The sequence below is a fragment of the Pseudomonas sp. R1-6 genome (genome assembly GCF_051132115.1).
Taxonomy (GTDB): Bacteria; Pseudomonadota; Gammaproteobacteria; order Pseudomonadales; family Pseudomonadaceae; genus Aquipseudomonas.
The window spans coordinates 1,755,633-1,776,896 of record NZ_CP071662.1; the positions used below are offsets into that span (position 1 = coordinate 1,755,633).

Annotated in this window: 22 protein-coding genes; 13 read left to right on the plus strand and 9 right to left on the minus strand. The window is 62.0% G+C overall.

Annotated features, from left to right (window positions below):
- The first annotated feature begins 9 nt into the window (after positions 1-9).
- The 3 genes from kdpC (at position 10) to J3P81_RS08200 (ending at position 4,090) form a co-directional block, all read left to right on the plus strand.
- A complete protein-coding gene (gene kdpC / locus J3P81_RS08190) occupies positions 10-555 on the plus strand; it encodes a potassium-transporting ATPase subunit KdpC (RefSeq protein ID WP_434563103.1) in 546 nt (181 codons plus the stop codon).
- 131 nt (positions 556-686) lie between these two features.
- Complete coding sequence (locus tag J3P81_RS08195) at positions 687-3,338, plus strand: DUF4118 domain-containing protein (protein WP_434563105.1); 2,652 nt, start codon at positions 687-689, stop codon at positions 3,336-3,338.
- 47 nt (positions 3,339-3,385) lie between these two features.
- Positions 3,386-4,090, plus strand: coding sequence for a response regulator (locus J3P81_RS08200; RefSeq protein ID WP_420764825.1), 705 nt, complete (start codon positions 3,386-3,388; stop codon positions 4,088-4,090).
- Positions 4,091-4,262: 172 nt separating this feature from the next.
- Here the strand turns inward: J3P81_RS08200 and J3P81_RS08205 are convergent, their stop codons facing one another.
- Complete coding sequence (locus J3P81_RS08205; RefSeq protein WP_420764824.1) at positions 4,263-5,300, minus strand: patatin-like phospholipase family protein; 1,038 nt, start codon at positions 5,298-5,300, stop codon at positions 4,263-4,265.
- Between the two features lie 208 nt (positions 5,301-5,508).
- Between J3P81_RS08205 and J3P81_RS08210 the strand changes: the two genes are divergently transcribed.
- The 3 genes from J3P81_RS08210 (at position 5,509) to J3P81_RS08220 (ending at position 7,606) form a co-directional block, all read left to right on the plus strand.
- Positions 5,509-5,799 (plus strand): hypothetical protein, encoded by a 291-nt coding sequence (locus J3P81_RS08210; RefSeq protein WP_420764823.1) that lies wholly within the window; start codon positions 5,509-5,511, stop codon positions 5,797-5,799.
- 102 nt (positions 5,800-5,901) lie between these two features.
- Complete coding sequence (locus J3P81_RS08215; RefSeq protein WP_434563107.1) at positions 5,902-6,663, plus strand: CHAD domain-containing protein; 762 nt, start codon at positions 5,902-5,904, stop codon at positions 6,661-6,663.
- Between the two features lie 145 nt (positions 6,664-6,808).
- The gene (locus J3P81_RS08220; protein ID WP_420764821.1) at positions 6,809-7,606 is read left to right on the plus strand and encodes an acyl-CoA thioesterase; all 798 of its coding nucleotides are present in this window, start codon (positions 6,809-6,811) and stop codon (positions 7,604-7,606) included.
- A gap of 14 nt (positions 7,607-7,620) precedes the next feature.
- Here the strand turns inward: J3P81_RS08220 and J3P81_RS08225 are convergent, their stop codons facing one another.
- The 3 genes from J3P81_RS08225 to J3P81_RS08235 form a co-directional block, all read right to left on the minus strand.
- A complete protein-coding gene (locus tag J3P81_RS08225) occupies positions 7,621-7,983 on the minus strand; it encodes an Mpo1-like protein (RefSeq protein ID WP_420764820.1) in 363 nt (120 codons plus the stop codon).
- Positions 7,984-8,110: 127 nt separating this feature from the next.
- The gene (locus tag J3P81_RS08230) at positions 8,111-9,328 is read right to left on the minus strand and encodes a methyl-accepting chemotaxis protein (RefSeq protein WP_434563110.1); all 1,218 of its coding nucleotides are present in this window, start codon (positions 9,326-9,328) and stop codon (positions 8,111-8,113) included.
- Between the two features lie 160 nt (positions 9,329-9,488).
- Positions 9,489-10,298 (minus strand): TatD family hydrolase, encoded by an 810-nt coding sequence (locus J3P81_RS08235; RefSeq protein WP_434563112.1) that lies wholly within the window; start codon positions 10,296-10,298, stop codon positions 9,489-9,491.
- A 230-nt stretch (positions 10,299-10,528) separates the two neighbouring features.
- Here J3P81_RS08235 and J3P81_RS08240 point away from each other — a divergent pair, with 230 nt between their 5' ends.
- The 3 genes from J3P81_RS08240 to J3P81_RS08250 all read left to right on the plus strand — a co-directional run bounded on the left by J3P81_RS08240 (position 10,529) and on the right by J3P81_RS08250 (position 13,040).
- On the plus strand, positions 10,529-11,950 hold the full coding sequence (locus J3P81_RS08240; protein ID WP_434563114.1) for a transglycosylase SLT domain-containing protein: 1,422 nt from the start codon (positions 10,529-10,531) through the stop codon (positions 11,948-11,950).
- A gap of 97 nt (positions 11,951-12,047) precedes the next feature.
- Positions 12,048-12,482 carry a DoxX family protein gene (locus J3P81_RS08245; RefSeq protein WP_434563116.1) on the plus strand — a complete coding sequence of 145 codons (435 nt, stop codon included), beginning with the start codon at positions 12,048-12,050 and terminating at the stop codon, positions 12,480-12,482.
- A gap of 249 nt (positions 12,483-12,731) precedes the next feature.
- Positions 12,732-13,040, plus strand: a complete 309-nt coding sequence (locus J3P81_RS08250) for a class I SAM-dependent methyltransferase (RefSeq protein WP_420764815.1) — start codon at positions 12,732-12,734, stop codon at positions 13,038-13,040.
- Here the strand turns inward: J3P81_RS08250 and J3P81_RS08255 are convergent.
- From J3P81_RS08255 to J3P81_RS08270, 4 genes are all read right to left on the minus strand, one after another.
- Positions 13,027-13,890, minus strand: coding sequence for a hypothetical protein (locus tag J3P81_RS08255; RefSeq protein WP_434563118.1), 864 nt, complete (start codon positions 13,888-13,890; stop codon positions 13,027-13,029). The two genes, J3P81_RS08250 and J3P81_RS08255, sit on opposite strands and share 14 nt — an antisense overlap.
- A 144-nt stretch (positions 13,891-14,034) precedes the next feature.
- A complete protein-coding gene (gene greB / locus J3P81_RS08260) occupies positions 14,035-14,532 on the minus strand; it encodes a transcription elongation factor GreB (RefSeq protein ID WP_420764813.1) in 498 nt (165 codons plus the stop codon).
- 34 nt (positions 14,533-14,566) lie between these two features.
- On the minus strand, positions 14,567-17,071 hold the full coding sequence (locus tag J3P81_RS08265; protein WP_420764812.1) for an ABC transporter permease: 2,505 nt from the start codon (positions 17,069-17,071) through the stop codon (positions 14,567-14,569).
- Positions 17,071-17,754: an ABC transporter ATP-binding protein gene (locus J3P81_RS08270; protein WP_039588896.1), complete on the minus strand. Its 684-nt coding sequence runs from the start codon at positions 17,752-17,754 to the stop codon at positions 17,071-17,073. Before J3P81_RS08270 ends, J3P81_RS08265 begins: the two co-directional genes overlap by 1 nt.
- A gap of 10 nt (positions 17,755-17,764) precedes the next feature.
- On the opposite strand from J3P81_RS08270, the gene J3P81_RS08275 reads away from it, so the two are divergent.
- The 3 genes from J3P81_RS08275 to J3P81_RS08285 all read left to right on the plus strand — a co-directional run bounded on the left by J3P81_RS08275 (position 17,765) and on the right by J3P81_RS08285 (position 19,935).
- Positions 17,765-18,370: an arylesterase gene (locus J3P81_RS08275; RefSeq protein WP_434563121.1), complete on the plus strand. Its 606-nt coding sequence runs from the start codon at positions 17,765-17,767 to the stop codon at positions 18,368-18,370.
- 56 nt (positions 18,371-18,426) lie between these two features.
- Positions 18,427-18,720: a hypothetical protein gene (locus tag J3P81_RS08280; RefSeq protein ID WP_041020059.1), complete on the plus strand. Its 294-nt coding sequence runs from the start codon at positions 18,427-18,429 to the stop codon at positions 18,718-18,720.
- Positions 18,721-18,963: 243 nt separating this feature from the next.
- Positions 18,964-19,935, plus strand: coding sequence for a L,D-transpeptidase family protein (locus tag J3P81_RS08285; protein WP_434563123.1), 972 nt, complete (start codon positions 18,964-18,966; stop codon positions 19,933-19,935).
- 123 nt (positions 19,936-20,058) lie between these two features.
- Here J3P81_RS08285 and oprI read toward each other — a convergent pair whose 3' ends face one another.
- Entirely contained in the window at positions 20,059-20,310 is a 252-nt protein-coding gene (gene oprI, locus J3P81_RS08290; protein WP_011335311.1) for an outer membrane lipoprotei OprI, read from the minus strand.
- Positions 20,311-20,945: 635 nt separating this feature from the next.
- Here oprI and J3P81_RS08295 point away from each other — a divergent pair.
- A complete protein-coding gene (locus J3P81_RS08295) occupies positions 20,946-21,227 on the plus strand; it encodes a GNAT family N-acetyltransferase (protein ID WP_420764809.1) in 282 nt (93 codons plus the stop codon).
- The last annotated feature ends 37 nt before the right edge of the window (positions 21,228-21,264 follow it).

The following is a 21,264-nucleotide window of genomic DNA, read 5'->3' on the forward strand; positions in this document are numbered from 1 at the left end:
GATTTAGCAATGTTCACCTTGATTCGCCCGGCCTTGAGCCTGTTGCTGCTGATGACCTTGATCACCGGCATCGCTTACCCACTCATCGTCACCGGCGTGGCGCAAATCGCTTTCCCGGACCAGGCCAACGGCAGCCTGGTCCATGATGCCGACGGCAAGGTCCGTGGCTCCCGGCTGATCGCCCAGGATTTCGTCGGCGATGGGTGGTTTCACCCACGGCCCTCGGCTGGCGCGTTTGCGACGGTGGCCAGTGGCGCGAGCAACTTTTCGCCGAGCAACCCGGCACTGGCCACGCGGGTGATCGATGGCGCCCAGAAGCTGCAAGTGCCCGGCCAGGGACCGGCGCCCCTGGCGCTGCTGACCACTTCCGGCAGCGGGTTGGACCCGCACTTGCCTCCGGCCGCGATTGCCTATCAACTGACGCGTGTCGCGGCGGCCAGGAATGTGCCAGTGTCGAGGTTGCAGCAGTTGCTCAATGACAACATCGAGCAGCCGTTGGTGGGACCGCCGGTGGTAAACGTGCTGGCGCTGAACATGGCCCTGGAAAAACTGTAGAAACCTGTGGGAGCGAGCTTGCTCGCGATAGCGGTGGGTCAGTCAATGAGAGTGACGGCTGAACGACCGCCATCGCGAGCAAGCTCGCTCCCACAGAGGCTCAATTCCATCCCTGAAACAAGAGACATAGCATGAGCGACTCCGGCCGCGCCGATGCACTGCTAGCCAATCTGCCCCGCCACGACCGTGGCCGCCTCAAGGTTTTCCTCGGCGCCGCGCCGGGCGTGGGCAAGACCTACGCCATGCTGCAAGCGGCTCACGCCCGGCTGCGCCAAGGCACGAACGTCGTCGCCGGCGTGGTCGAGACCCACGGGCGCGCCGAGACCGAAGCGCTGTTGAATGGCCTGCTGCAGCAGCCGCTGGTGCGTTCGGAATATCGCGGCGTGGTGCTCGAGGAAATGGACCTCGACGGCCTTTTGTCGTCTCGCCCGAGCCTGGTGTTGGTGGATGAACTGGCCCACAGCAACGCGCCCGGCAGCCGGCATGCCAAGCGCTGGCAAGACATCCAGGAGTTGTTGGCGGCAGGCATCGATGTCTACACCACGGTGAATGTCCAGCATTTGGAAAGTCTCAACGATCAGGTGCGCGGTATCACCGGCGTGCAGGTGCGCGAGACGTTGCCGGACTGGGTGTTGCAGGAAGCCGACGAGTTGCTGCTGATCGACCTGCCGCCGCGCGAGCTGCTGGAGCGCCTGCGCGACGGCAAGGTTTATGTGCCGGAGCAGGCGCGGGCAGCCATCGATGCGTTTTTTACCCAGACCAATCTTACCGCGCTGCGCGAGCTGGCCATGCAGACCGCGGCGGCGCAAGTGGACGACGATCTGGCGCAAGGCTATCGGCAACTGGGCCAGGCGGCGCCGGCGGTGCGCGGTCGGTTGCTGGTGGGCGTGGACGGCGACTTGCAGGCCGAACGGTTGGTGCGCCACGCCAGCCGCGTCGCCCAGCGCCGGCATCTGCCGTGGAGCGTGGTGCATGTGGATAACGGCGGGGCGCGGGACGAGTCGTCCCGCCAACGCCTGCAGAACGCCCAGCAATTGGCCGAGCGCCTGGGAGGGGAAGTGGTGTCGCTGCGCGCCGGGGAGGTCGCGCGGACGTTGATCCAGCACGCCATGCAACGCCGCGCCACGTTGCTGTTGGTAGGGCAGTCCCGCCGGCGTCTGCGGCGGCGATGGTTTGGCGGTGGCCTGGCCTCACGCCTTTTGCGCAACGCCCGTGGCCTGGAAATCAACGTGTTGGACAGCGATGAATCGCCACCGCCTACGCGCCTGGCCCCGAGCACCCTCGCCACCGGTTTCGACTATGCCCTGGCGCTCGCGGCGACAGGGGCGGCCAGTGCCTTGGCCTGGGGAATCTCAGGATTGCTGGCGCTGCCGAATATTTCCTTGGTGTTTCTGATGGCGGTGTTGCTGGTGGCGGTGCGCAGCAGCCTCGGCCCGGCCCTGGCCTGTGCGGCGCTGTCGTTCCTGGCCTACGATTTTCTGTTTATCCCGCCCAATTTTTCCCTGACGATCCAGCGCGAAGAGGACGTACTGACGCTGGTGTTCTTCCTACTGATGGCCGCCCTGACGGGCAATCTCGCGGCCCGCCAGCGCCGTCAACTGCAAGCGCTGCGCGACACCCAGCAGGAAACCGGTGAACAGCTCGACCTGTCACGCAAGCTGACTGCCGCCACGGATCGCCAGGCCGTGATCAGCGCCGCCGTGCAACACCTCGACAGCGAGGACGATTTGCAGCTGTGCCTGCTCAACCGCGACGGCGGGCATGGTTGGAAGGTCGAGACCGCCGAGCCGTTGACCTTCACCGAGGCCGAGCGCGCTGCCGCCGACTGGTCCTGGCAACACGACCAACCGGCCGGTGCCGGCACCGCGACGTTGCCGTCCGGGCGCTGGTGGTGGTGGCCCTTGTCCAGCGAGGGCGCTCCGCTGGGCCTGCTGGGCGTCTGCCCGAAAGACGGCAAGCCCTTGAGCGGCCATCGTCGACGCTTGTTGGCGGCCCTCAGCCAGCCGCTGGCCCAGGCGCTGGCCCGGGCGCAACTGGCACAGGATCTGGAAGCAGCGCGCCTGCACGGCGAAACCGAACAGTTGCGCAGTGCCTTGCTCGCGTCTGTCTCCCATGATTTGCGCACACCGCTGACGTCCATGCGCGGCAGCATCGACAGCCTGTTGGCGCTGGGCGAGGCGATCCCGCTGCAGGACCGTCGCGAGCTGCTGGAAGGCACCCGCGACGAGGCCGAGCGCCTGGACCGTTATATCCAGAATCTGCTTGACATGACCCGGCTCGGCCATGGCGCGCTGAAGCTGGCGCGCGATTGGGTGTCACCCGCCGACATCGTCGCCAGTGCGTTGAACCGTCTGCGGGCCGTGCTGGCGCCGTTGGCGGTCGATGTCCAGGTGCCGGTCGGCTTGCCGTTGCTGTATGTCCACGCCGCGCTGATCGAACAGGCCCTGGTCAATGTGTTGGAGAACGCCGCGCGGTTTTCCCCGGCCCATGGACGGCTGCTGCTCAACGCCGAGGCGACGGCCGACGAAATCCTGTTCGCCGTGGCGGATGAAGGGCCGGGCATTCCCGAGCAAGAGCGGGAAAAGATTTTCGACATGTTCTACACCGCTGCGCGCGGTGATCGAGGCGGGCAGGGCACCGGGCTCGGATTGGCGATCTGCCAGGGCATGGTCGGTGCCCACGGTGGGCGGATCAGCGTCGGCGACGGCCTCGACGGTCGTGGCACCTGCATCACTTTGCACCTGCCCTTGCAGGCACAACCAGGCATGGACGATGAAGCCTGACCGGCGCTGCGTTATGCTCTCGCCACTTGATTGGATGAATGGACCCCATGAGCCAGAGCGCGACCCTTTTGGTCATCGATGACGAACCGCAGATCCGCAAATTCCTGCGCATCAGCCTGGCCTCGCAAGGCTACAAGGTGCTCGAAGCCGAGACGGGAGCCGAGGGCCTGGCCCAGGCGGCGTTGAACAAACCCGACCTGTTGGTGCTCGACCTGGGCCTGCCGGACATGGACGGCCAGCAAGTGTTGCGAGAGTTTCGCCAGTGGTCGGCGGTGCCGGTGCTGGTCCTCTCGGTGCGGGCCAGCGAGGCGCAGAAAGTCGAGGCGCTGGACAACGGCGCCAATGACTACGTGACCAAGCCTTTTGGCATCCAGGAATTCCTTGCCCGCGTGCGTGCGTTGCTGCGCCAGGCGCCGCCAGGCGAGGCACCGCCGGCGGCGCTGACGTTCGGCCCGCTGACGGTGGACCTGGCGTATCGCCGGGTCCTGCTGAACGGCGCCGAAGTGGCCCTCACCCGCAAGGAGTACGCGGTGCTGGCGCAACTGGCGCGACATCCGGGGCGGGTCATCACCCAGCAACAACTGCTCAAGGACATCTGGGGCCCGACCCACGTTGAGGACAGCCACTACCTGCGCATCGTGGTCGGTCACCTGCGCCAGAAACTGGCCGACGACCCGACCCGGCCTCGGTTTATCGTGACTGAAGCCGGGGTGGGGTATCGGTTGTTGGAGGGTGGGCTTGATCACCGTTGAGATCTAAGGCCAAGCGCTGTCGTGGCGAGGGAGCTTGCTCCCGCTGGGCTGCGAAGCAGCCCTAAAAACCTGAGCATGGGGTGTGTCAGGCAAAAATCATATCTGAAGTTTTCGGGGCCGCTTCGCTGCCCAGCGGGAGCAAGCTCCCTCGCCACGGGAGCTCTGCGATCCTTCAATTCTGCTCACTCTCATACCGATCCAACGTATCCCGGGCGATCTCCCGCCCCAACGCGATCAGTTCCGGCGCCTTGTAGAACTCGAAGAACCGGCACACCCGTTTCGGCACGTTGATCAGCACGTCCGGCGGGTAACCGGCGATCTTGTACTGGGCCAGGGAGGTCTGCATCACCTCGAAACTCTGGTTGATCAAATCCAGCAAGGACGCGGGCCCGACGTTATCGATGATGAACGAGCCGGTGGCGGATCTTGGCGCACCGTCGCTCTCTGGCGCGGCGGCCGGTTGCTGGCCTTCCGGCTCGGCGGATTCGATCCACGGGTTGATATCGGCGGCCTCGGCCTTCAGCGCTTCCTGCTCCAGCAGCAACAGCTGCTCGGCCTGTTTGCGGCGAAATGGCAGCCGTGAGCCCAGGGAGCTGACCAGGGTATCGAAGCGACGCCGGAACGCGGCGGGGCGCTGGATCACTGGCAGCCGATATTGCTTCTGGTTGGTGGCGTTGAGGTTGACCGCGATGATCAGGTCGCAATGGCTCGACACCACTGGCACGATCGGCAGCGGGTTGAGCAGCCCGCCGTCCACCAGCATGCGGTTGCCTTGCATCACTGGGGTGAACAGGCTGGGAATGGCCGCCGAGGCGCGCATCGCCTGGTGCAGGCAACCTTCCTGGAACCAGATTTCCTGCTGGTTGGTCAGGTCGGTGGCGACAGCCGTATAAGGAATGCGCAGGTCTTCGATGTTGAGCTCGCCGACAATTTTGCGGATTTGCCCGAAGACTTTTTCTCCGCGAATCGCCCCGAGACGAAAGCTGACGTCCACCAGCCTCAGCACATCCAGATAATCGAGGCTTTCGATCCAGTTGCGGTAATCCTCGAGCTTGCCGGCGGCGTAGATTCCGCCCACGACGGCGCCCATGGAGCAGCCGGCGATGCAGGCAATGTCGTAGCCGCGCCGTTCGATTTCCTCGATCACTCCGATATGGGCATAGCCCCGGGCGCCGCCCGAGCCCAATACCAATGCGACACGTTTTGTCATGAGCCGGCCTCTTATCGAACAGACGTCAACAATGCACTCATCGACGGCCCGGCTCAAATCGTTGTGGCGCAGGCGTCGTTTTTTGACACGCCGCGACGGCATTTGCGTATTCTCGTCCACACTTGAATATAGCGGTGGCGCCGAGGCACTTTTTCCCGGCGAAACCGTCTTACCAGCACGACTGTTGACCTGACTTGAGGTGTTATCGATGAAAGCCCGGATCTGCCTGCCCCTGGTGGCATCCCTGATGGTTCTGGCCCTGGCCGGTTGTGCCGGCAAGACCGCGTACCGCGACAGTTGTGGCAGCCAACTCGACAGCGCCTGGCGCGAACTGGACCTGGCCAAGGCCGAAGGTTTTGCCGGTACGGTCAGCTACTCCAAGGCCCTGTCGCTGCTGACCGGCGCCAAGACCCAGCAGCAATTCGAAGCCTTCGAAGGCTGCACTCAAAAAGCCGAGAAGGCCCGCTTCTACATTCGCGAATCCCGCGCAGGACGATAAACACAGCGGCGAGCTACAAGCTGCAAGCTGTAAGTGGAAGCGAAACTGTTTTCCCTTGCGGCCTGTAGCTCGAAACTCGAAGCTGCGTACGGAGTACGCCCGATGATTGATCGGCTGGTGGCCCGGATACTGGGCCTGGAAGTCCGCCTGTTGGCCTGCCAGGCCCGCTTGAATGCCCAAACCGACAGCGAAGCTCTGCATGACCTGCGAACCACGGTCCGTCGGTTGCGCAGCCTGCTTCGTCCGTTGCGTGGATTGCCCGGTGTCGAACAGCTGGAAACGGCCGCGTCGGCAGTAGGAACCCTGACTACGCCCTTGCGCGACCGCGAGGTGCTGGCGGCTTATCTGCAAAAGCACGGCAAGACCGACGCGGCGCAGCGGCGCCAGGTGCAAATGGCCGAAGCCTATCCCGCCGTGGCCAGCAGCCCGGAATTGGCGCAGCTGCTGATGATTCTCGACGCGTTCCCACGCTTCATCCGCGCTGCCCAGCGCCAGGGCCTGCTTGCCGGGCTGCGCAAGCGCATCGAAAAACGCCTCGACAAGCAATGGAAAAAACTCGGCGAAGCCTTGCGCGACCCCTCCCATGACCGTCACCGGTTGCGCCTGTTGATCAAGCGCGTGCGCTACGCCATCGAGGCCTATCCTGAACTCGATCGCTTGCCGGAAACGGCCATGCCACGGCTGAAGGCTGCCCAAGGTGCCCTGGGGGATTGGCATGATTGCTGGCAATGGCTGGCGCGGGCCGAGCATGAAGCCGATTTGCAAGCCTGTGTGCCGGTCTGGCGAATCACCATGGAAAAGGCCGAGGTCAAGGCCGACCGCGTGCTGGATAAACTCATCGCCAGTTGTTTCGATAGATCCTGAGGCTACCCCAAACCCCTGTGACCATCCGGGGTGGATTCAAGCCCCACGGCTTTTCTGTCAGTCTCTTTGGCCGGAATGAGCGCTGTGTCGCTTGCCCGCGCTGGTTAAGATTCCTTCATCTTTTTCCGCTGCTCTCGAGGTCGACATGCGCTTCTCCGATTTGATCGATGCCGTGCGCCATCAGCCAGGCGCCGTTGTGATCCCTCCTGAATGGGGCCAGGGACGGGCCAGTTTTGGCGGGCTGGTGGCGGCGCTGCAATACGAGGCGATGAGGGCCCAGGTCCCGGCGGATCGCCCGGTGCGTTCGTTGGCGATCACCTTTGTCGGCCCCGTCGCGCCCGACGTCCCCGTCAGTTTTCAAGTGCAGGTGTTGCGTGAAGGCAAGGCGGTCAGCCAGGTCTTGGGGCGTGCGGTACAGAACGGTGAAGTGGTGACCGTGGTGCAAGGCAGCTTTGGCGCGTCGCGATCTTCAACCGTGTCGGTGCAGGCTGACCCCGCGCCTGAATTCAAGGATGTCGAGCAATGCCAGGAGTTGCCCTACATCAAGGGCGCTACTCCTGAGTTCATGCGCCACTTGGCGATGCGCTGGAGCGTGGGCGGGCTGCCATTCACCGGCAATAAATCCCGCAGCATGGGCGGTTGGGTACGTTTGCGCGGCGATGTGAAAGAACAACCCCTGGACGAAGGGCATATCCTGGCGCTGGTGGATGCCTGGCCACCGGCGCTGTTACCACACCTCACCCAGATGGCCCCGGGCAGTACGCTGACCTGGACGATCGAGTTTGTCCAGCCGTTGCTGGAACTCACGACGTTGGATTGGTGCCAGTATTTGGCTGAGATCGAACACGCCCAGGATGGCTATGGCCATGTCGCGGCGAAATTCTGGAGTGCCGATGGGCGGCTGATCGCCATGAGCCGGCAGACAGTGACCATTTTCGGCTGAGACGTTTCGGCGATTCAGCGGCGGTGGCGCTCCCGCCAGGCGCGCCACCATCCACCGCTTAGAAAAAATCGTGGGAAGGTCAGGAATTGTTCCACCAGCAGGCGCGACATCGCGTCCTTGCGATCACTGAAAGGCTCCGGCGCTTGTGTCTCCAGGCTATGGCCATGGCGTTGCAGCCCGAGTGCGGCAAGCAAGCCGATCACACCGATGGCGACATCCCCCAGGCTCAGGCTGAACACGCCGCAGACAATCAGCAAAAACGCGACGATGAACAACGGCACCGCGATCAGGTGCAGGACCAGGTTGGTCGGGTGGCGATGATTGTCAGGGTAGGCGCGCCATTGCCAGGCCGGAAGGTTGGGGTGACGTTTGCCCATGATGCTGTTCCTTGAGTCCGTTTAAACCGAATAAACGAAGGATAGGTCGGGCCGGGCGGGGCGGCGAATCGCGGTTGGCTATCGTGGCGATAGGTGGCGATAGCCATAAGCCTTCTGGACGAGGGGTTCAAAGCTTCAACTGCCCAATCGCCTTGTTCAGTTGCCCCGCCAGCGTCGCCAGTTCAGCACTGGTGGCGGCGGAGTCCACCGTCTGGCGCACGGTGTCTTCGGTTACGTCGCGAATACCCAGCACCGCTCTGTTCATCTCTTCGGCGACATGGCTTTGCTGCTCGGCCGCGACGGCGATCTGGGTATTGCTCTCGCGCATCTGCGCCACCGCCTCGGTGATCTGCGCCAACGCCTCGCCGGCTACGCAAGCCTGCTGTACGCAGTCATCGGCCTTGTGCGAACTTTCCTGCATGAACTCCACCGCATCCCGGGTGACCGCCTGCAGCGCCGACACCATCGTGGTGATCTCGTCCGTAGAGGTTTGGACCCGCCGGGCGAGGTTGCGGACCTCATCGGCCACCACCGCAAAGCCTCGCCCCATGTCACCGGCCCGCGCCGCTTCGATGGCGGCGTTCAGGGCCAGTAGGTTGGTTTGCTCGGCGATGCTGTGGATCACACCGACCACGCCGTTGATTTTCTGGCTGTCTTCGGCCAGGCGCTGGATCATCTCGGCGGTTTGCTGCACGCCGGTGGACAGGCCGTTAATCGATTGCTGGACACGGCTGACCACCTCGCGGCCGTTGCCGGCGAGGGTGTCGGTGGTTTTCGACAGATCACGGGTGGCGCCAGCATGCTGGGCGATGTGATAAACCGTCGCGGACATCTCGTTGATCGCCGTGGCGGCCTGGTCGGTCTCGCTCTGTTGGCCGAGCATGCCGTGGCGCACCTCGTTCATGCTCGACGCCAGCCGAGCGGCCCCGTTGTCCAGCTGCCGCGCGGTGCTGGCGACGGTGTCGACCACCCGTTGGTAACCCGCCTGCATCGCGTTGAACGCGGCGGCCATCTGGCCCACCTCGTCGCGGCAGGCCAGGGGCACGCGGGCAGAAAGGTCACCGGTTTTTTCCACGTGCAGCATCACGTCTTTCAACGTGTCGAGCTGAACGAGCAGGAAGCGGATCAACAGTTGCGAGGCACCCAGCATTGCCAGCATCAACACCATCACCGCCACGGCGTATTGGCTGAAGCGTTCGGCAAAGACCAGACCCAGGCTCACCCCTCGGACCTGCTGTTCCAGGTGCATGGCATAGAGCACCAACAGCAAGGTTGTGGCGAACGCGACCGCATTGACCGCCCAGAATTTGTATTTAAGCGAGATATTGCTAAGCCAGGCACCCATGGTAGGTCTTCTCTGATAGCGGAAACAGTTTCGGCAAGGTGCCAGTATTCTGCTGCTATCCAGGGGGCGGGGTTTTGATGTGCGTCAACAGATGCTAAAAAGCCCTTGACCAAGAGCCTTGGTGGGAGCGAGCTTGCTCGCTCCCACAGGGCCTTTCGGCTCATTCGGAACGGTTCGGCAACCCAAAAAACGCCCGGGCGCAGGCGGTGGTGTGGGCTGCCAGGTCTTCCTGGGTTTCACCGCGGTGCAGGGCAACTTCGCGAAGGACGTCCGTCAAATACGCCGGCTCGTTGCGACCATTCTTGGGCTTGGGCCGCAGGGTGCGTGGCAGTAAATACGGGGCGTCGCTTTCGAGCATGAGCCGACCGCGTGGGATTTCCCGCATCAATGGATGCAGGTGGGTGCCCCGGCGCTCATCGCAGATCCACCCGGTGATTCCGATGTGCAGATCCAGATCGAGGTAGCGGAACAGCGCTTTTTTCTCGCCCGTAAAACAATGCACCACCGCGGCGGGCAATCGGTCACGAAAGCCTTGTAGAATTTCCAGCAGACGCTGGTCGGCGTCGCGCTCGTGGAGAAACACCGGTAATTGCAACTCCACCGCAAGGGCCAGGTGTTCTTCCAGGACCTTTTCCTGCTGTGGGCGGGGCGAGAAGTCCCGGTTGAAATCCAATCCGCATTCCCCCACCGCGCGGACGCGGTCTTGCTTGAGCAGATCCTTCAGGTGTCGGGCGCTGTCGGTCGTCCAGTCGCTGGCGCTGTGGGGATGGATGCCGGCAGTGGAAAACAGCCGTTGCCCCTCTTCGTCGAGGTGCTGGCAGAGTTCAAGGGCCTGCTCGCTGCCTTCGATGCTGGTACCGGTCAAGACCAGTTGGCAGACGCCCGCTTCATAAGCGCGCTCGAGCACGGCCTGGTGTTTGTCGGCAAAACTGGGGTTGGTCAGGTTGACGCCGATATCGATGAGTTGCATGGTGCTACCTCGGCCCAAAGGCCGCAAAGCATATCAGAGCTGTAGATTTATAAAAAAAGCCAAGAACTACAACGAGTTGCGGCTGTCTGTTGAGGCCACGAGACCGGTTGGGGTGGTGCGAATGCCATCGCTGTGCCAGTCTTTCGCACTTTTCAGCGCCCCAAGGTGCTCTGTTTTGCCAGTCGGTCCCGTTCCCTGGGATGGCTCGGCACTGTCCTTCCGGAGAGTGGATGGCACGTCCCCAGGTATTGCTTGTGCTGTGTTGTTCGCTGTTTTTGCCGATGCCGGCCGAAGCGCGGCTGCCCGGACCGCTGCAAGCCGTGGCGCCGGGAACCGTCCGGGACCTGGCGCAGATCCGGGACAGCCGGGTGCTGAAAGTCCTGGTCAATCAGAGCCGCAACAGTTCCGGCGAAGTCCAGGGACAGCCCATTGGCGTCGAATATCACCGGTTGCGGGCGTTCGAGCAATACCTCAACGGACATGCCCGGGACGGCCAGGAAATTATCCTCAAGATCATTCCCAAGGCCAAGGATCAGCTGCTTGGCGCCCTGCAGCGTGGCGAAGGCGACCTGGTCGCTCCCGGCGAGCTGCTTGAGCCGCAACCGGGCCAGGCGGTCAGCGCCAGTGATCCGATCCGCAGCGACGTGCCGTGGCTGCTGGTGGGCATCAAGGGGGAGAAGCGATATACCCGCGTCGAACAATTGTCTGGCAAGACCCTGGCCCTGCCCACTGGCAGCGCGGCGGGGGATGCCGTCAGCCAGATCAATCAGAAGCTTGCGTTGCTCAAGTTGCCGGCGGTGAAAATCGAATGGGTCGATCCCACCCTGGCGGTGGAGGATGTGCTGGAAATGGTCCAGGGCGGGATCTTCCACCTGACCATTGTCGAACAGCCGATTGCCGAACGTTGGGGCAAGATCTTGCCCAAGCTGCGCTTCGACCGCCAATTGCTCATCGGCGAGCCGAGCGATGAGTTCTGGTTCGTCCGTCGTGACGCCGCGATGCTGCGGGCGAGCATCGATCGATTCCTCGTCACCTACAAGGCACCGTCAAACGAAGACGCTGCGTTCCTGCGGATCTACCGTCGCTTGTACCAGGTTCATTATCCGTTGGCCCGGGCCAATCGCCAGCGCCTGGAGCAATTGCGGCCGGTGCTGCAAAAGCACGCCCAGGCTCAAGGCATGGACTGGCTCAACCTGGCGGCTCTGGCCTTCAAGGAGTCGGCCCTGCAACCCAACGCGCGCAGCGGCAGCGGCCCGACGGGCCTGATGCAGATCACTCCGTCCGCGGCCCAGCGGGTCGGGGTCAATGACATCCGCAACCTCGATGGCAATGTGCAGGCTGGCGCCAAGTACCTGGCCATGATCCGCCGCAAGTTTTTCGCCAGCCCCAAACTCAACGAGCGAGAGCGCATGGCGTTCGTCCTGGCGGCCTACAACATGGGACCCGAGCGGGTGCAAGGGATGCGCGCCGAGGCCCGGCGACGGGGATTGAACCCGAACCAGTGGTTTTTCCAGGTGGAGCGCATCGCAATGGAGCAGGTGGGGATGGGCGCAGTCAGCTACGTTAATAGTGTGAACAAATACTATCTGGCGTTTGACCGGGAGCGAGAGTCGCTGGAGTCCCAGGAACGAAAGATGGCCCTGCGAAAATAATCAAATAACCTGATCGTTATGGCGGACTTTTTGCGCTAGTTAGATAAGGTTATTCGATTAATATGGCGTCCAACCACACATCACCAAGGAATGATCCATGAGCACTCTCATCAACAAAGTACTGTTCTCCCGTGCTGGCTACGGCCTGACTGTCCTGCGCATCGTCGTCGGTATCATCTTCACTGCCCACGGTGGGCAAAAGCTGTTCGGTCTGTTTGGCGGTTATGGTTTGGCGGGGACGGCGCAGTGGATGGAAAGCATCGGCCTGGCTCCCGGTTACTTGATGGCGACGTTGGCGGGCGGTACCGAGTTCTTTGCCGGCCTGGCGCTGATCATCGGCCTTCTGGCGCGCCCTGCGGCGCTGGGTCTGGCGATTCTGTCGCTGGTGGCGATTTTCTCGGTGCATATCGGCAATGGCCTGTTCATGGCCAACAATGGCTACGAGTTTGGCCTGGCCCTGCTGGCGGGTAGCATCGCCGTGCTGATTGAAGGTGCTGGCAAGCTTTCCGCCGACAACGCCATCGCCCGCTGACCCCTTGCTTGAGTCGTCGAGGCCCGTCCAGTACGGGCCTTTTTTGTGCTCGTCGATTCTTGACACTGGCCGGTCAGCTTCTCTAGGATGCCGCTCATGCGCCGATTTAAACAGCTACTTGCGGGGCGCCAGGTGACTTCCGGTCACCGATAGAAGCCAGGACAACAGGGCTTCGAAATACCGCTAAAGCGCTGGTTCGGTGTTGCCTCTCACCTGCCATGCAGACTTTTGAGGCAGAGACACGACACAATGAACGCATCCAGCCCCCTCGTACGTCTTGCGCCAATCACGGCGAACCTTCTCCAACGCAATCCGAAAATTCTCCTGGGCGGTACCCACCAGCCAACGCTGCTGCGTTATCTGGACGGCTGGCCGCGACGCAACCATGGGCCTGCTGCCTTCCTGATCCAATTTGTCGAAGACGGCGAGTCTCTGGCGCGTTTTGCCAATGACAGCTTCGACCTCGCCGTGATCCAGTCCCCCACCCGGGCGGACGCTGCCGAAACGATCCGGCAGCTGACCCGTGTGGCCAGGCAGGGACTGATCACCCGCCGTTAAGGTCCCCTTTGGCCAGGCCCCGGAACTGGTTGGCGTGCATGCAGTTGAGCACAATGCTGCTTCGCGTCGACCAGTCGGTATTGATGATGTGAAAGCGTTGGATATAGCTATTGATGTCTTGGGACGCGAACCATTCGTCAACTTTGTCGCTGAAATCATCCGGGACGAAGAAGCCTGTATATTTCGCGCATTGGATGGAGCGAAGCGCGTAGGGCCTTTTAGGCTGTGAACTGGCATCGTCCATGAATTTTTTCAGCGTTGTAGTGCTTATATAGTCCTCGCCGGACCATTGGTGCTCGACCCCGGGCCAGTAACCATCCCCGCCACGCCTGTTATAGGAAATGACGATATTCTTTCCTGGCATGCGTTGCCATAGTTCCTGAAGCGTCATATAGCTCTGAGCGTAGTGGATCAGTCGATGTCCGATCGTCTGGTCAATCAGGTCGTGAAGTTCGTTATGTGCCGCATCGGTAAAATTCTTGAACTGATGAAAGTTCAAAACGATGATTTCCTTCCCTCGGGCTGGGTTCGCATAAAACGCGTTGAGCACGTCAAGGACATCACCGGCCACGGTACGGCCCGACGAGGTCAGGTGATAAAGCTGGAAGCGACGCGGGTGCCCGACAGGCTGGTCGGCGAACAGCTCAACGCGCAGGTCGAGTACGCGAAACCCACGGTTGATCTGATCGCGGATTGGAACGTCTTGGGTGATTTCAAACGGAAACTGCATCTTCGGCGCTTCTCTGTCAGAGCCTGAATCATGGGTGCCGGGGAGAATTAGTTCATCAATGCGAAGTTTATAAATTTGCGGTGTGTGGTTCATCCATCGGTCACTGAAGTTTGGGTCCATGTTATTCATCCTTGAATATGTAAAGGTAATAAAAAAGTGCGCTCTCGGCGCACTTTCAATTTCCTGGATGAACCTGTTGATGTCAAATAACAAGTTGCTTGTCGTTGTGCCGCGATATGTCCGTGGATTACTTTTCTTTGGTTTTTACAGGTATTCGATGTGGGTTATATATATAAGTTGCTCGCCGGCAGGCGTTTGGACTCGGGCTTCGGCATCCAGGGCCTTGCCGATCAATGCCCGGGCCAGCGGCGAGTCGATGCTGATCAGGTTCTGTTTCAAATCCAGCTCATCGGGCCCGACGATGCGATAGCGGGACTCGTTGCCTTCTTCATCTTCCACGGTGACCCAGGCGCCGAAATAAACCTTGTTGGGGTCGCTGGGCTTTTCACTGACGACCTTGAGCGCTTCGAGGCGCTTGGTGAGGAAGCGCACGCGACTGTCGATTTCCCGCAGCATCTTCTTGCCGTAAGTGTATTCGGCGTTTTCCGAACGATCGCCCTGGGCCGCCGCCTCGCTGACCGATTGGGTCACCTGGGGGCGGCGCACGTGCCAGAGTTCGTGGAGTTCAGCGCGCATCCGCGCCTCACCTTCGGGGGTGATCAGCGCAGTGCCGGCGGTGCGGGGAGGGCGATAGCGACTCATGGCAACTTCTTGTGATAGCGAAGCCGGAAGTCTATCAACCCTCGCGCAACACTGTCAGCGGGCTGGCGTTGAGCGCTCGGCGGGTACCAAATACGCCCGCTGCACCGATCAGCAAAGCGCCCACCAATGGCAGCACCAGCAGCCATGGATGCGGATGCCATGGCAGGTCGAATGCGTACCGGTAAAGCACCAGGCTCACCAACTCCGAGCCCAGGGCGGCCAGCAAGCCGCTGACCGCGCCCAGCAAACCGAACTCGATGCGCCGGGCCTTGGTCAGCAGTGGCCGCTCGGCACCGAGGGCGCGTAGCAATGCGCCTTGGCGAATCCTTTCATCGAGCGTGGCTTGCAAGCCTGAGAACAGCACGGCCATCCCCGCCGCGAGCACGAACAGCAGCACATATTCCACGGCCAGCGTCACCTGGGCGAGGATGCTGCGCAGTTGTTCGAGCAGGGCTTCCACCTGCAGGATCGTCACGGCGGGGAACGCCCGTGACAGGTCGACAATCTGCTGGTCGTGACCGGCTGCCAGATAGAAGCTGGTGAGGTAGGTGGCCGGAAGATCCTTCAAGGTGCCGGGCTGGAAAATCATGAAGAAGTTTGGCTGGAAATTGTCCCAATTGATTTCCCGCAGGCTGGTGACCTTCGCCTCCCGGTTGAGACCCCCGACATTGAACACCAGACGGTCGCCCAGCTTGATCTTGAGGTTTTCGGCCACCTTGCCTTCCACCGACACTCCTGGAATATCGTCCGGTGGCTGTTGAGGCCACCAGTTTCCGGCGGTCACCACGTTGCCCGCAGGCAGATCCGCGGCCCAGGTCAGGCTCAGGTCGCGCTGCAGCGCGCGGTCGCCCGCCGAGTCTTTGGTCACGAATTCCTTGGCCGGCTCGCCGTTGATGCTGATGAGCCGCCCCGGTACCACGGGATACAGCGGGGCCGACTGCGCGGACAGTTCCATCAGCTTGTCGGCGAACGCCTGTTTGTCGTTGGGCAGGATGTTCAGGGCGAAATAGTTCGGAGCGTTCTTGGGCAGCTGGTTTTGCCAGGTATCCAACAACTCGCCGCGCAGCAACGCAATCAATGCCATGGACAACAGAATCAGGCCGAATGCCAAGGCCTGGCCCGCCGCGGCCAGCGGGTGGCGCAGCAACTGGCCGAGCCCCAGGCGCCAGGGCAGCGAGGCGCGGGCCAGCATCCGACGCAGGCTCTGCAATGCCAGCAGCAGCAGGCCACCAAGGACCAGCGCGGCAATCACGCCGCCACCGAGCAGGGCAAACGTGAGCACCAGGTCCAGGCTCAGGCGCCACATGATCAGCCCAAGGGCACCCAATGCGGCGCCGTAGACCACCCAGGTACTGGAGGGGATCGGCAGCATGTCCCGGCGCAGTACGCGCAGCGGCGGGACCCGGCCCAGTGCGGCCAACGGCGGCAAGGCGAACCCCGCCAGCGCCACCAGCCCGGTGCCGATCCCCGCGATCGCCGGCAACAGGCCGCCTGGCGGCACGGTGGTCGGCAACAGGTCATGCAGCAAGGCGAACAGGCCCAGTTGGGCGATCCAGCCAAGGAGGGCGCCGCTGATACTGGCCAGCAGGCCCAGCACTGTCAATTGCAGGCTGAACAGCACCATGGCTTCCCGGCGCGACAGGCCGAGACAACGCAACAGCGCGCTGGCGTCGAAGCGCCGGGTGGCGAAGCGGTTGGCGGAGAGGGCGACGGCCACGCCGGACAGCAGCACCGCCACCAGGCTGGCCATGTTCAGGTAGCGCTCGGCCTTGCCCAGGGCGCCTCCGATCTGCCGGTTGCCATCGCGGGCATCCTGCAGACGCTGGTTGGGTTCCAGGCCTGGCTTGACCAGGTCGCGGTAGGTTTGCAGTGCCGGGGCCGGGCCTCGCCACAGGTCGCGATAGCTGACGCGGCTGCCCGGTTGCACCACGCCTGTGGCGTCCAGATCCTTGAGATTGATCATGACTCGCGGTGTAAGGCTGTAGAAGTTGCCGGCGCGATCCGGTTCGTAGGTCAGCACCCGGCTCAGGCGAAGGGTCTTGTTGCCGACATCGATGCTGTCACCGATCTTCAGGTCCAGGGCGGTCAGCAGCCGCGCCTCCACCCAGGCCTCACCCGGGGCTGGACGTCCGCCCGTTTCCTCCTGTGCAAGGGGCGCGGGGGCGCTTTTCAGTTCGCCGCGCAAGGGGTAGATGTCATCGGCTGCCTTGACGCTGGACAGCTGGATACCGTTGTCGGTGGCAACGACACTGGAAAACTCCACCACGCGGGCATGTTCCAGACCCAGTTCGGTGCCGCTGCGAATCTGTTCCGGGCGGGCGGGGGAGCTGCCTTCGAGCAGCAGGTCGGCGCCGAGGAACTCGGTGGCGCGCATCATCATCGCGCCGTTGAGCCGGGCGCCGAAGTAGCCGATGGCGGTGCTTGCCGCCACGGCCACCAGCAAGGCGAAGAACAGCACGCGCAGCTCGCCGGCGCGGGCGTCGCGCAGCAACTGGCGAATGGCAAGACTGAACAGGCGCAGCAGGGGCAAGCGTGCCATCAAGGCTCCAGGGGCGCGACCATCTGGCCGGCTTCAAGTCGGATCAGGCGCCGGCAGCGATGGGCCAGGCGTTCGTCGTGGGTGACCAGCACCAGGGTCGTACCGCGTTCCTTGTTCAGCTCGAACAGCAGATCGCTGATGCGTTCGCCAGTGTGGCTGTCGAGGTTGCCGGTAGGCTCGTCGGCAAACAGAACGTCGGGTTCGGCGGCAAAGGCGCGGGCGATCGCAACGCGCTGTTGTTCGCCGCCGGAGAGCTGGCGTGGCGAGTGAGTCAACCGCTGGCCGAGCCCGACCCGTTGCAGCAGTTGCGTGGCGCGCTCCCGGGCGTCCTTGCGGCCGTCCAGTTCCAGCGGCAGCATGACGTTCTCCAGCGCGTTGAGGCTGTCGAGCAGCTGGAAAGACTGGAAGACGAAGCCGACATGTTCGGCGCGAACCCGCGCCCGCTGATCCTCGTCCAATGCGCTGAGGGCTTGGCCGGCGAGGGTCACTTCGCCCTTGCTGGGCAGGTCGAGCCCGGCCAGCAGGCCGAGCAGCGTCGACTTGCCGGAACCGGACGCGCCGACGATGGCCAGGCTGTCGCCCTTGTTCAGTTCCAGGCTGAGTTCGTGCAGGATGGTCAGTTCACCTTCCGCGCTGGGAACCACTTTGCTAAGGTCCGTCGCGGTGAGAATGCTTGAGCCCATGGAGAATCCGATGCGTGTGTGGTTTTTGAGTGCCGGCCTGGCCTTGATGTGCATGGTCCAGAACGCAGCGGCGGGTACAGTCCTGATCGTTGGCGATAGTATCAGCGCGGCTTTCGGCCTGGATACCCGGCAAGGCTGGGTGTCGTTGCTTGAACAACGGCTCAAGGCCGAGGGTTTCGACGATAAAGTGGTCAATGCCTCGATCAGTGGCGACACCAGTGCAGGTGGCCTGGCGCGCCTGCCGACGCTGCTTGCGGCCCATAAGCCGGAGGTGGTGGTTCTGGAGTTGGGAGGCAACGATGGGCTGCGCGGACAGCCGCCAACACAATTGCAACAAAACCTTGCAGCGATGATCGAGAGCTCTCGCGCCAGCGGTGCGAAGGTGATCTTACTGGGCATGCAGTTGCCGCCCAACTATGGGCGGCGCTACACCGAGGCTTTCGCGAAGGTCTACACCACCTTGGCCGAGGAGAAGAAGGTGCCGCTGGTGCCGTTTTTTCTCAAGGATGTGGGAGGTGTCCCAGGGATGATGCAAGGCGACGGGTTGCACCCGTCCGTCGCGGCTCAGGGCAAGTTGCTGGAAAATGTCTGGCCGACGCTGAAACCGCTGCTTTGACGCTTTTCTACAGGCGGTGTTTCGGCTAATGTGGCGCCCCCGATTTGGAGCCCCCGATGCCGCGTCCCGCCTGGTCCCTGTTTGCCTACCAACTGATCGAGCCTGACGAGCAGCTGGATCTGTTCGCCTGCCAGGAAGTACGGGTGCACCTGGTGACCCGGCAGTTGGAACTGGGCGGATCGGCCGACCGGACCCTGTGTGGCAGCCTGTTGCCGGCCCAGCCACGTTGGTCCGGGGTCGATCGCAGGATTTTCCAGGATCACCGCCTGTGTTCCTTGTGCCGGGCGATCCTGGAGTCGCAGAAACGCGGCACCTCGCCAATCTGGCCGGAGTTGCGGTTCGAGTTGTGATCCTTCTGGCCCAGAGTATCGCTTTTGTGGGAGCGAGCTTGCTCGCGATAGGGCCGGCACAGTCCCATACAGTGCAGGCAGGCCCACCGCCAATCGCGAGCAAGCTCGCTCCCACAGGGTTTCAGTTGATCCCCCGGCATGCTGCGCATCGGACACTCCGGTGCCGCTCTCCCCGAAATAACGGGGGGCAGTGTACAATCGCCGTTTCGATACCCCTTGTTCGATCTGCGAAGGATTTCCCGGATGTTGCCGCGCTTGCCTGCCGTCGCCCGCTGCCTGTCTCTTGCCGCCCTGTGTATGGCTGGTCCCGTTGCTGCGTTGGAGTTGCCCCTGCCCCCACCGGGCGAAGACATCGTCGGCCAGGTGCAGGTCATCAAGGCCAAATACGAAGATACCTTCGCTGACCTGGGCACCACCTATGACTTGGGCTATACCGAGATGGTGGCGGCCAACCCCGGGGTCGATCCGTGGTTGCCGGGGGCTGGCACCGAGATTGTCCTGCCGACCCGTTTCATTCTTCCTCCGGGCCCGCGCGAAGGCATCGTGATCAATCTCGCCGAATATCGCCTCTACTATTTCCCCAAGGGTCGGAACGTGGTCTATACGTTCCCGCTGGGGATTGGCCGCGAAGGTTGGGGTTCGCCCATTGCGCGCACCAGTATCATCGCCAAGACGCCTAACCCGACCTGGACGCCTCCGGCCTCGATCAAGGCCGAACACGCCGCTGATGGCGACCCGCTGCCGAATGTCGTGCCGGCCGGTCCTGACAATCCATTGGGCCCGTTCAAGTTCACCCTGGGTACGCCGGGCTACCTGATCCATGGATCGAACAAGAAGTTTGGCATTGGCATGCGTACCAGCCACGGCTGTTTCCGTATGTTCAACAACAACGTCCTGGAGATGGCCGGCATGGTGCCGGTGGGCACTTCGGTACGAATCATCAACGATCCGTACAAGTTGGGCCTCAGTGGCGGCAAGGTTTACCTGGAAGCCCATACGCCCCTGGATGACAAGGGCAACCCGTCCGTGGTGGACAAGCACACCGCGGTCATCAATGCGATGCTCAAGCGTGAGGACATCACCAGCAACTTGCGCATGAACTGGGACGTGGTGCGTGACGTGGTAGCTGCCGAAGATGGCCTGCCGGTGGAAATCGCAGTGCCAAGTGCATCAGCCCCGATGGTCTCGAGCGCCCCGGTCGACATGCCTCAGTAACTGTCCTGAAGCAAACCGCCGACTTCTTGCGACCTCGGCGGTTTTTTTTGCCTTGCAAAAACTCAGGGCAATAAAAAAGCCGACCCAGTAACAGGTCGGCTCGATAACAATCCCGAAGGACTATTACTTGCGGCTAGCTTTTTCCAGCATGCGCAGAGCACGCTCGTTAGCTTCGTCAGCAGTCTGTTGTGCTTTTTGAGCAGCAGCCAGAGCTTCATCAGCTTTACGGTAGGCTTCGTCTGCACGAGCTTGGGCGCGAGCTGCTGCGTCTTCGGTAGCAGTCAGACGGGCTTCGGTTTCTTTCGATGCGCTGCTGCAACCGGTAGCCAGAACTGCGGCCAGGGCCAGAGCAGAGAATTTCAGAACGTTGTTCATCGTGTTCCCCTTCAAGGACTTTCTATTTAATGACTGTCTCCCCAGAGTGAGGAGTTAGCCGGCGTACATACTACTCATTACTTGTAGTAAGTAAACTGACGTAGCGCAAGAAGCAAAAAAATTGTAGGCGGTGATTCTTTTTCAAGCAACTTTTCTGAGTGCTGTTTAAAAAACGCACAGCCCAACCTCCGGAATGGAGCGCGGCGGTGAAGAAAAGTTCCGCTGGGCAGACCAACTCATTGCAGAGCGCTAAAGTCGCTGTTTATTGATTCTCCTAGACTTTTGCTCATTTTTTGCGCAACCGCCGGCACATCTTTTATTGGTAACGGCGGTGACTTTAACAATCGGCGCTCGTCTCAAGACTCAACAACTGGCGATGTTCAGCTATTGCGCCTTGATCGACTACAGGGTGAGCGTGACGCTCAATCGATAAACCCGCCGGGGTTTATCCCTTCAGTGACAGGCGTGCCTTGAGCATTTGCGTCATTGGTGCCTACTATTCACGACGTGCTCGGGTTTGAGCGGTTGATTTTTTGCGCTCGGTGACCAAGCAGGCACGGGGTGGCGTAGATGTTCCTTCGCCGGAAAAACATCGGTAAGGTAGGGGTCGGCATTCAGACCCGCGAGGAGTAGTGATGAGCGAGGCGGTTACCATCCACCATGACCAGGCTGGTCATCAGTTCGAGACCATTGTGGACGGTCATCGTGCCTATCTGACCTACATGGACCTGGGCAAGCAGACCCTGGATATCTATCGCACGTTCGTGCCCAACGCGTTGCGTGGCAGGGGAATCGCGGCGAAGCTGACTGAAGCGGCCCTGCAGTACGCCGAGGAAATGGGCTACACGGTGATCCCGTCCTGCTCCTATGTGGAGCGATACATGGAACGTCACCAGCGGCACGCGGCGAAGCTCTGACACCCACGGTTCCCCAAAAAAACGCCGGGCTGAAAAG